This window comes from Dehalococcoidales bacterium (assembly GCA_035529395.1).
GTDB lineage: Bacteria > Chloroflexota > Dehalococcoidia > Dehalococcoidales > Fen-1064 > DUES01.
In genome coordinates this window covers 1-8,166 of the sequence record DATKWT010000165.1, presented here as the reverse complement: position 1 = coordinate 8,166, position 8,166 = coordinate 1, and the positions used below count along the sequence as shown (strand labels likewise).

Below are 8,166 nucleotides of genomic sequence, written 5' to 3'. Positions count from 1 at the left end.
GAGAAATGGGAGTATGGTCAGCAGGCTATCTGGGGGGACATTATGGTCGGTCTTGAAACCGACCGCGAGGGTGGTCAGATACCCAGGTACTATATTTCTACATATGACCTGCGCTCACGGGAGAAAGAGCGGGTGCTGGAGCTTCCCGCTGACCGGATAGTATACGATGCTCCTGCTATTCACAGCGACAAGGTCGTCTGGGCCTCAGTCGACCGGGATGAAGCTGAGCAGCAGCGCTCCGTGAGACACTCACCAATGCCCAACTGGGATGTCTTCCTCCTCAACATCAAGACCGGCGAGGTGCGCCAGCTCACAACTGATGACTGTGCTCAGGTGCATCCCAGAATCCACGGTAATACCATCGTCTGGCTAGACAACCGCCACGAAGAGGGCTATCACAACCCGAGACGCTATGATGTGTACGCCTATGATCTCAGCACCGACCAGGAGACAAGACTGACCTCGACGACTTCGGCTGAAGGCGGGGACCTGGCCATCGACGGCGACCTGGTGGTGTGGACGGACAACCGCCACGCCGACCCGGAGATCACTATGCACGCAGGCAACGAACCCGACTACAACAACGAGATATACGTGTACGATCTTGCCCCTGGCCAGGAGCGGCGCGTCACGACATCTCCGGGAAACGATCACTACCCGGTCATCTATGGAAACCGCGTCGCCTGGCTCCGTCAGTGGAGCTATGCGGAGGCCGACGTCTTTGCCCGTGACGTAGTTGAGGGAAGTGAGAAGCAGGTCTCGAACAGCCGCTACGCCGCCTTCGCTCCGACCATTCATGGTGACTTGGTTGCCTGGACAGATGCCAGGGCCAGTAAGGGCAACATCACCAACGATGTGATTACGGTAGTGGATAATGAGGTCCGCACTCCAGCAGCAGATATTTATCTCTACGACCTGAGAACCCAACATGAAGTCTCGTTGACGTCGACAGTGCCATTGGGGTCGGGGTTCCCACTCTGGGTTCACCCGGTTATGAGCCATGACTTCGTCGTGTATGAGCTGAACCGGCAGACAGGTGCCATTGTTTATGCCATGAAGCTGACCGATGAGTAGGGTGAAGAAAGAACCTTGATGAAACAAGTATTGACAGGACTGTATCTACTAGGCGTGCCGCGCTTTCCTCAAGTAGTAGTCGAGGACCTTTCTGACCGCTCTGGCAGCACGTCCGATGGTGGGATAGAAGGGAATCCCGGCGGCAATCAGGTCTGTCCGCGCCTGGCTGACTATCTTCCCGCTGAAGTTACCGTACTCGTCGCTGCCCGAGCCATCATCACCTATCACCGCCAGCAGCGGCTTGCCAATCTCTTCTTTTAACTGACGGTATCCCTCGACGGCACCCTTCAATCGCATCTCCGCTCCTTCGGGCCGGGAGAGTGTGAGCATGACGTCCTCGTTGATGAGGCCGATAAGGATGTGGTATTTCTCATTGGAACCCATCAGGCGCAGCATATCCAGGTCGCTGAACCCGAATCCGCCGATAATCGATACGTCAACCGGGTTGCTCACCCAGTCCCATATCTGGACACCATTATCCCGCAGCGCCTTGCGGATTTCGGGCGGCAACGGGACAACCTCAAGCCCTACCTCCTCGCATTCGTCGGCGGAAAGAACACTGGGGCCGCCTCCTCCACCGGCAATACCCACCCCCGGCCCCAGCACAGGGGGCAAGAAGCAGAACGAGACGGCGAGGTCGGTCATCTCTTCGAAGTTCTTTGCGGGGATAGCACCGGCCTGGATAACCATAGCCTGCCATGCCTTCATCGAACCGGCGAGGGAGGCAGTATGAGAGGCTACCGCTCGCGTTCCCGCTTCTCCACGGCCACCCTTGATGACAATCACCGGCTTCTCCCCGGCTGCCTTGCGCAGGGTGTTGAAGAACCCACGGCCATCCCTGACCCCCTCGACATATACCGCGATAACCCTGGTCTCCGGGTCGTGCATGAAATACTCCAGGTAATCGGACTCGCTGAAATCAAGGGCATTACCGTAGCTGATTACCTTGCTGAACCGGACGCCGCGCTTTCCCGCCAGACGGACGAAGCCGGAAGCCCCACCTCCGGTCTGCGACAGCATCCCCACCGGTCCCGACTCGGTTGGCAAATTGTAGCCGAAGGACATTCCGTGCCCGGGGTGGTAAACGCCCATGCAGTTCGGGCCGATGAGGCGGATGCCCAATCTCCTCGCTTTGTTTAGTACCTCCTGCTCCAGGTCGGCAGCATCCTTGCGTCCGGTCTCACTGAAGCGCGCCGTGTAAAGATGTACCCCTTTGACCTGCTTCTGGCCACACTCCTCGAGCATACCGAGAACCAGGTTACTGGGAACGCAGGAGATTACGTAGTCGACGGTGCCGGGGATGTCCAACAGGCTGGGGTAAGCCTTGAGTCCCAGTATCTCCGGATACCGGGGATTAACCGGATAGATGTTGCCGCGGAAGCCGTATTCCAGCAGGTGAGTCGTGTAGCTGTAGCCCCAGGACCTCTGACTCCCGGAGGCCCCGACCACGGCAACCGACTTCGGGTGCAGGATTTCGTCCAGTATTTTTGCTACCGACATCCACAAACCTGCCGGAGGGGCCCCCTCACAGTGGGACTAGTAGTGAGGGGACGCCGGCACTCACAGGGGATAAACGCTACCGTTTCTTCTCGTAGTAGGATATCATCTTACTGACGGCGTTGGCCGCTCTCTGAATACCGGGGTACAAAGGGTAACCAGCCTTATTAAGCCTGCGCTTCATTTCGGTATTAATCTCCTCGTACTCGGCATCTTTCCCATCGCCTCCATGATCTCTTTCGCCAAATACGAGGATAGCCGGTTTGCCATTCAGGCTCTCAAGTCCAAAGTGTTTCATGTGCTCATCGAGCGAGAAGGACTTGTCCTTATGCCATGGGCCGGAGACAAAGAGCATCATCAAGTCAAAGTCCGGATGCCCGGCCATCAGTTTTGTCATAACCACAGAACTGCTATTATCACCCATGGCAATCGAGAAATCCGCCGGATTATTTATCCAGTCCCAGATAGGGCTACCCTGTCTTTTAAGCTCTTGCCGGATATCATCCGGTAGCGGGATTACGTTGAGGCCGGCCTCCTCACAGAGGTCGGCAGCAAGCACGCTCTTACCACCACCGCCTCCGGTAACACCTACACGTCTTCCACAGAAAGGAGGAAGAAAATAGAATGCGGCTGCAATATCGACCAGTTCCTCAAGGTCTCTGGCAGTGATTATACCGGTCTGATTAACAACGGTCTGCCATATCTCTCTGGAACCGGCAAGTGATGCTGTGTGCGAGGCAGTTGCCCTGGTTCCGGCTTCACCCCGGCCACCCTTCACCACAATGACAGGCTTAACCGCTGTCAGTTCACGTAATACCCTCAGAAATCTGGGGCCATCCCTGACTCCTTCGATATACAGCAATACTACTTTGGTTTCCGGGTCCTGCGCGAAGTATTCCAGATAATCACATTCGTTGAAGTCAAGGGCATTACCATAGCTGATAGCCTTACTGAAACGGATACCCCTGGCTCCGGCACTGCCGACCATCTCCCCGACAACCTGTCCACTCTGTGAGACCACGCCAACCGAACCGGCCTCTCTGGGCATCCCGCCATTGAAGGAGATTCCCATTGCCGGATAGTAGATGCCCATGCAGTTTGGGCCTATTAGCCGGATACCGCTCTCCTTGGCCTTCCTCAGTATGTCCTGCTCCAGTTGAGCGGCATCCTTGCGCCCGGTTTCGCTGAAGCGTGCCGTGAACAGGTGGACCAGCTTCACACCCTTCTCAGCGCAGTCATCGAGCATGCTCAGCACCCCGGCTGCCGGAATGGAAGAAATAACGTAATCGACATGCCCGGGAATATCCCTCACCCGGGGATAGGCCTTCATGCCCATTATCTCGGTATATTTTGGATTAACGGGGTAGATATCACCCTTGAAGCCCAGCTCCAGGAGAGGTGCAACGAAACCTCCTCCCCGACCGGACTTCGAAGCACCAACCACGGCGATTGACCTCGGGCGTAGCAGTTTCTCCAGAGGGTGAGTGGACATCGACAGGACCTCCCCAACAGTGCTTTTCAGTCGCTGTCAACGGATACCGCCAGCAGGTTGGCAGGTGATACTGGGGTAATAGCTCGTGTGCCGGTGCGCCCCGTATTGCGGGCGGTGCCCAAAGAAGAGGGCGTTGAAACCAGCGCCCTCTTCGCCCCAACGGCGGTATATTGACAGTTTTATACCATTACAACTAATATGATACACGATTTAGCCACGGTCTGGCAAATATGATAGAATGTAGACCGGCGACACACCAGTAGGGGGCAGTCTGTCATGGCCAGGACCACAACCGGAAAAGAGCCACAACTGCACGTAGAGTCGCTGACCTGGGAAGACGTAACCTGGGTCAACATCGAGGGTCCTACGGAGCGGGAGACGGAGTACCTGGCCCAGAACTATCCTTTCCACCCCCTGGACCTGGACGATTGTCTCAGTCGTATTCAGAGGCCCAAGATAGACGAGTACGAGGAATACCTCTTCCTGGTCTTCCACTTCCCTGTGTTCAACAAAAAGACACGAGTAACAACCCCCAGCCAGGTGTCGGTATTCATCGGACAGAACTACGTTATCACACTGCACCGGGGAGACCTCAAGCCACTGGTGAACCTGTTCCGGCAGTGCCAGCTTGACGAGGAAGCCCGAAGCCAGAACCTCAGCGGTGGCCCCGGACAACTCCTTTACCGGATAATCGACCGGCTGGTCGATTACTGCCTGCCGATACTGAACAAGATTGGCAGTAACATCGACAGGGTCGATGAAGAAATATTCTCCCGCAGCATGCCCCGCGCAATAAGGGATATCTCCGAGTTGCGTCGGGATGTCATCTCCTTCCGCCGCGTTATCTGGCCGCTGCGAGCGGTGGCCGGCAGCCTATGGCCCAAGGTCCGCCGCTTTACCGAGACGGACATGGAGGTCTACTTCGACGACCTGGTGGACCATATTGACAAGATATGGGACGGATTGGACGAGTACAAGGAGAGAATCGAGGGATTGAACGATACCCACGACTCCCTGGCAACGAACCGCACCAACGAGATAGTCCGAATGCTGACCGTAATCGCCACCATCATGCTGCCGATTACGGTTGTGGCCAGTATCTTCGGCATGAATATCCCCCTGGGACCCTTCGGGGACTCCAGACTCTCCGCCCTCTATGTCTCCCTTATCTGCCTGGTAATCATTGCTGCTATGCTCTACTTTTTCCGTCGCCAGCACTGGATTTAACAATGAATGCCTCTCCCCGGTTCGTGGTCATCGCCGCCGTCTTCGTTACCTGCCTCATCACTGCCAACGTCATCGCTGTTAAGGTGGTAAGCCTGGGACCTCTGATTCTACCCGCGGCGATATTCGTTTTCCCCCTGAGCTACATCTTCGGGGATGTCCTGACTGAAGTCTACGGGTATCACCAGGCAAGGAAGATAATCTGGCTCGGTTTCGCCTGCAACCTGGTCTTCGTCTTCTTCGCCTGGGTGGGGCAGATTATGCCGTCAGCACCGTTCTGGGAAGGCCAGGAGGCCTACGTGAGCATCCTCGGCTATACACCACGGTTACTGTCCGCCTCTTTCCTTGGATACCTTGCCGGCGAATTTGCCAACTCCTTTATCATGGCAAAGATGAAGGTCATAACCCGGGGGCGCTGGCTGTGGACAAGGACCATCGGCTCCACGCTGGTGGGACAGGGTCTGGATACCCTGATATTCATCACCCTGGCCTTCGTGGGCACTCCGGTCTTTGCACTGGTGATGGTCCTCCACCACTGGCTGGCCAAGGTAGCAATTGAAGCTGCTGCCACCCCGCTGACGTACCTCGCAGTGAATTCCCTTAAAAAGCGTGAGGGTACGGATATCTACGACCACGAGACGAACTTCAATCCGTTCTCTATTCGGGAACGGCAACGAAAGGCTGTCAGGCAATGAATATTCGCTTTCTGGGGGCGCACAATATTGAATCGCAGGAGACCGGTTGTATCTGCCTGCTCATCGATGATGTCCTGGCGATAGACGCCGGGGCACTGACCTCCAGCCTGTCCTTCGCGGCACAACGGGCACTCAAGGCAGTGCTGCTTACCCACCGGCACTATGACCACATCAGGGATATACCGGTACTGGCCATGAATTTCTACCACTCCGGGACCTCTATCAGCATCTACTCAACCAACGATGTCCGTAAAGCTCTGTCCTCCCATCTCCTTAACGGCGAACTCTACTCCAAATTCCTGGAGAGACCGGAAGAAAACCCGACCGTCCGGTTCACGATAGTGGAGCCGTACTCTATGGAGCTGATTGCCGGCTATTCTGTCCTGCCCGTCCCGGTAAATCACCCGGTGACAACAGTGGGGTACCAGGTCACATCACCGGAAGGTAAAGCGCTGTTCTACACCGCGGACACCGGACCGGGGCTCGAAGAATGCTGGCAGCACGTATCCCCTCAGGTCCTCATCACCGAGGTTACGCTACCCGACAGGTTTTCTGAAATAGCCCTGGAGGCCGGGCACATGACCCCGACCCTGCTTAAGCAGGAAATGCTTATCTTCCGCAAAATCAAAGGCTACCTGCCCGAGATAGTCACTGTGCACATGAGTCCGGAACTGGAGGATGAAATAAAAATCCAGATTAAGGATGTCGCCGAAACCCTGGGTACACCCATTACCATCGCTTATGAGGGGATGCAGCTTGAACTCTAGCAGGTTGCTGAAAAACCATTTCGACCAATCCCCGTGCGGCCCAGATGGGCCGCCTTCCCCTTCCTGGCCAGGAAGGGGGTAAAGATTGTATCTGGGGGGCACCCCCAGGCCCCTGCCAAAGAGGCATGCCCCTAAGAAGGGGCACCCTCTCTGGACTCTCCTTTTTCATCACCCTGCTAGACCTCAGAACTCCGGCAGGACTAAACAGCGACAGGATTCGATGGCGTGAATACTGAAACAGCGGACTCCACAGAAGACCTGAGATTCATAGTTGACCTCAACGTCGGCAGACTCGCCCGGTGGCTGAGGATGATGGGTTACGACACCCTGCTGTTCGACCACGGTGAAGATTACCGCATGATACGCATTGCCCTGGACCAGGCAAGGATTATTATCACCAGGGACACCCGCATTATGGAACGGCGCGTGATAACCAGCGGTCGATTGCGAGCTATTCTCGTCAGCGGCGACAGCCCCGAAGAACAGATACGTCAGGTGATTGAGCACCTGCATCTCGACATCGACTTCAGGCCGCTCAGTCTTTGCCTGGAGTGCAACCAGCCCCTGGTGGAGCGGGGCAAGGAAGAAGTGGCCGACCGGGTGCCGCCCTACGTCTTTCAAACGCAGGAGCAGTTTGTGGAATGCCCTGCCTGCCACCGGGTCTACTGGAAAGGAACTCACTGGCAGGCAATGACCCGGAAGCTGCGCGGGTTCGTACAGAGTCAGGCCGGACGGAGCACCCATCCCGGGGAGCGGCTGTCGGAGGGAAGGTAGATGGAGAAGCAGAGCAGGTACGGTGAGGTCACTGAAGCCCTGATGGCCGGCTTGACCGGAGTAGTGGGTGAGAGGAACATCCTGACCGGAGACGAGAGGGAGAACTACTCCCGCGACGAGGCGCCGGGGTCAGACCGGGCCATACCTGACCTGGTGGTGAAACCGGGGAACAGCCGGGAGGTCGCCGGGGTCCTGAGGCTGGCCAACGAGGCAAGGATTCCGGTCATCGTACGAGGTGCCGGGACGGGTCTTGCCGGCGGTGCCGTGGCTTTCTACGGGGGGATTGTCCTTTCCATGGAAAGGATGAACCGCATACTGGAGATAGACCGGCTCAACTTCGTGGCCACTGTTGAGCCGGCGGTCACCCTGGAGGAGCTGTACCAGGCGGTGGAGGAGTGCGGGCTTTACTATCCACTGTACCCCGGAGAGAAGAGCGCCGCGGTCGGCGGGAATGTCGCCACCAATGCCGGCGGTATGAGGGCCGTCAAATACGGTGTGACCCGGCACTTCGTCCTGGGTTTGGAAGCGGTGCTACCGACCGGAGAAATCATAGAGACGGGCGGAAAGTTCGTCAAGTGCAGCACCGGGTATGACCTCACCCAGTTGCTCATCGGGTCGGAGGGGACACTGGCGGTGATAACCA

8 protein-coding genes are annotated in these 8,166 nt (G+C 56.8%); 6 read left to right on the top strand and 2 right to left on the bottom strand.

Features of this window, described 5'->3' with window-relative positions; all coding sequences use genetic code 11:
* On the top strand, nucleotides 1-1,074 hold a 1,074-nt coding region (locus VMW13_10270), incomplete at its 5' end, for a hypothetical protein (protein ID HUV45198.1).
* Between the two features lie 48 nt (nucleotides 1,075-1,122).
* On the opposite strand, the gene VMW13_10265 is transcribed toward VMW13_10270, so the two are convergent.
* A complete protein-coding gene (locus tag VMW13_10265) occupies nucleotides 1,123-2,574 on the bottom strand; it encodes a CoA-binding protein (GenBank protein HUV45197.1) in 1,452 nt (483 codons plus the stop codon).
* A 76-nt stretch (nucleotides 2,575-2,650) separates the two neighbouring features.
* Complete coding sequence (locus VMW13_10260; GenBank protein HUV45196.1) at nucleotides 2,651-4,063, bottom strand: CoA-binding protein; 1,413 nt, start codon at nucleotides 4,061-4,063, stop codon at nucleotides 2,651-2,653.
* 276 nt (nucleotides 4,064-4,339) lie between these two features.
* Here VMW13_10260 and VMW13_10255 point away from each other — a divergent pair, with 276 nt between their 5' ends.
* The 5 genes from VMW13_10255 to VMW13_10235 form a co-directional block, all read left to right on the top strand.
* Nucleotides 4,340-5,290 carry a magnesium transporter CorA family protein gene (locus VMW13_10255; GenBank protein ID HUV45195.1) on the top strand — a complete coding sequence of 317 codons (951 nt, stop codon included), beginning with the start codon at nucleotides 4,340-4,342 and terminating at the stop codon, nucleotides 5,288-5,290.
* 2 nt (nucleotides 5,291-5,292) lie between these two features.
* Nucleotides 5,293-5,982 carry a queuosine precursor transporter gene (locus VMW13_10250; GenBank protein HUV45194.1) on the top strand — a complete coding sequence of 230 codons (690 nt, stop codon included), beginning with the start codon at nucleotides 5,293-5,295 and terminating at the stop codon, nucleotides 5,980-5,982.
* A complete protein-coding gene (locus VMW13_10245) occupies nucleotides 5,979-6,749 on the top strand; it encodes an MBL fold metallo-hydrolase (protein ID HUV45193.1) in 771 nt (256 codons plus the stop codon). The genes VMW13_10250 and VMW13_10245 overlap by 4 nt, the downstream gene beginning before the upstream one ends.
* A gap of 225 nt (nucleotides 6,750-6,974) precedes the next feature.
* Nucleotides 6,975-7,523, top strand: a complete 549-nt coding sequence (locus VMW13_10240) for a Mut7-C RNAse domain-containing protein (GenBank protein HUV45192.1) — start codon at nucleotides 6,975-6,977, stop codon at nucleotides 7,521-7,523.
* Nucleotides 7,524-8,166, top strand: a 643-nt coding sequence (locus VMW13_10235; GenBank protein HUV45191.1) for an FAD-binding oxidoreductase, incomplete at its 3' end; no start/stop codon positions are given.

Excerpts from the sequence above, each read along its gene's own strand:
- VMW13_10260 (HUV45196.1), bottom strand. The coding sequence starts at position 4,063 with ATGTCCACTCACCCTCTGGAGAAACTGCTACGCCCGAGGTCAATCGCC.
- VMW13_10245 (HUV45193.1), top strand. The coding sequence starts at position 5,979 with ATGAATATTCGCTTTCTGGGGGCGCACAATATTGAATCGCAGGAGACC.
- VMW13_10250 (HUV45194.1), top strand. The coding sequence starts at position 5,293 with ATGAATGCCTCTCCCCGGTTCGTGGTCATCGCCGCCGTCTTCGTTACC.
- VMW13_10255 (HUV45195.1), top strand. The coding sequence starts at position 4,340 with ATGGCCAGGACCACAACCGGAAAAGAGCCACAACTGCACGTAGAGTCG.
- VMW13_10265 (HUV45197.1), bottom strand. The coding sequence starts at position 2,574 with ATGTCGGTAGCAAAAATACTGGACGAAATCCTGCACCCGAAGTCGGTT.